This is a genomic window from Undibacterium sp. RTI2.2, assembly GCF_035018705.1.
Lineage (GTDB): Bacteria > Pseudomonadota > Gammaproteobacteria > Burkholderiales > Burkholderiaceae_D > Undibacterium.
Window position 1 is genome coordinate 1 of the sequence record NZ_JASJXN010000109.1, and the last position, 1,612, is coordinate 1,612.

Below are 1,612 nucleotides of genomic sequence, written 5' to 3' on the forward strand. Positions count from 1 at the left end.
TCCGTAGTCAGAAAGTTCCTGCATAAATGATCGGGGTTGGGGTACTTTTTACTTCAACTTTTAAGTGCACCAACGCCTATTTGGTTGGAACACCAACATTGCCAACTGAGCGAACATGGCCATGTTCATTGATCATTCCGATTTCAACACTACGTTTAGTTTTGTGAACATCGATAACAAAAACAGATGAGTCCTCAACAAATTTAAATTTAAACTGGGTAGCATTTGTAGGCGAGGCTCTGCCAGGCACATATTGACCATCAAGTTTTTTGCCAACGATGCCTTCGATAATCTGCGTGTTGTTGTCTGCTTTAGCACTTTGAAGAAATTCCTCTTTTTCGGACTTGTTAAAAAGCATCGGCACTATTAGAAGGTTGTCCTGAGGTTTCAATGTAGACAAATATTGGTACCGCTCAATAGCCGGCAAAGAAACCAAGCTTATTTGGTTCATACGCAAGATATCAAACACGAATATTTTGCCTAGTCGGTTTTCACAATCGATCATCAGGTCATCAACGCCTAAAGCATTCACCGCGTCGATAATCGACTGAGGAATGCTATTGATCATGCCTAGCTTATTTGACGACACTAAGGTATTTTTCTTTTTGTCGATCATCAACCGCTCGCCGTCTATTTTTTCCATCCACCCGAAATTATCATTGTCCATTGTGGCCAACAGATCTTCATAGGACATTGGTGTTAGAAGATGCGGAAAGTTGCCAGACATAAGACCGGCCATTTCAGATGTTGAGTACAGCACGCCACTCTCGTCCTCGGTATAACCCTTCTTTGGGCTCTTTTTTTCTTTGACAATATCGTTGAACTGAGCGACTGCTTCGTCGTAGGTAACAGTTGGCGGTATTACTTTTGGAACCGTGGCTGAACCACGTTTTCCGTGTCGTGTCTGGACGATGTAACCGCCCTCCACTGCCTTTATTTCTGCGTGATATTCTTTATCGGCGCCATCTTTTGTACAAAACATAGTTATTTTTGGTAATGTAAAAACGCACATATTTAATTTCCTTTTTTAGGATTTAAGATTGAGTAGATAATGGGTCCAATGCGGGGGCAATTAGGAACCATTGATTTGAAAATTCACAACTAGGTGATGTGTGAATTGATGACAAAGAAATTGGATTCTTTGAATTTATAAAAAGCGAAATTACATCGCAGGGTACAGATGGCTAGGAATAGATAATTGATGATCGTCAACCCATTTCGCAGCCCAATCAGTTAGCGCTATGCGTTGGGTGTTCTTAAACAGGCCTAATTTTTCAAGCTTGAGTGTTGCGTTACGATGAACCGGCGCAGGTATTTTTTCACCACTTTTAGATGCAACCAAGGTGGACTGGGCCGTGCGAGCACCAAATAAAATGCATTTTTCGTAATCAGACAATTCAGATAGTAAAGAACTGAATTGCTCATAGTTCTGAAATTTTTTTTGCATGTAGTTATCCTAAAAAAAAAGGACCGGCCATCGCTGGTTAGTCCTTTATATTGTTTTGTCAATTTGAGTAGTTGCTGTGTCGGAAGTTGTCAACTACCCCGCCCTAAAGAGCGGAGCTTGGAGTTCAAAGTCTGAAGTCGCAAGACAGAAGATTGAGAGCCGAGA

At 41.3% G+C, this 1,612-nt stretch carries 2 protein-coding genes; both read right to left on the reverse strand.

All coding sequences use genetic code 11. From position 1 onward, the window contains the following. Nucleotides 1–76: 76 nt before the first annotated feature. Entirely contained in the window at nucleotides 77–1,012 is a 936-nt protein-coding gene (locus QN395_RS21270; protein ID WP_323493037.1) for a hypothetical protein, read from the reverse strand. Nucleotides 1,013–1,162: 150 nt separating this feature from the next. After that, nucleotides 1,163–1,447 (reverse strand): hypothetical protein, encoded by a 285-nt coding sequence (locus QN395_RS21275; protein ID WP_323493038.1) that lies wholly within the window; start codon nucleotides 1,445–1,447, stop codon nucleotides 1,163–1,165. Nucleotides 1,448–1,612: the final 165 nt, after the last annotated feature.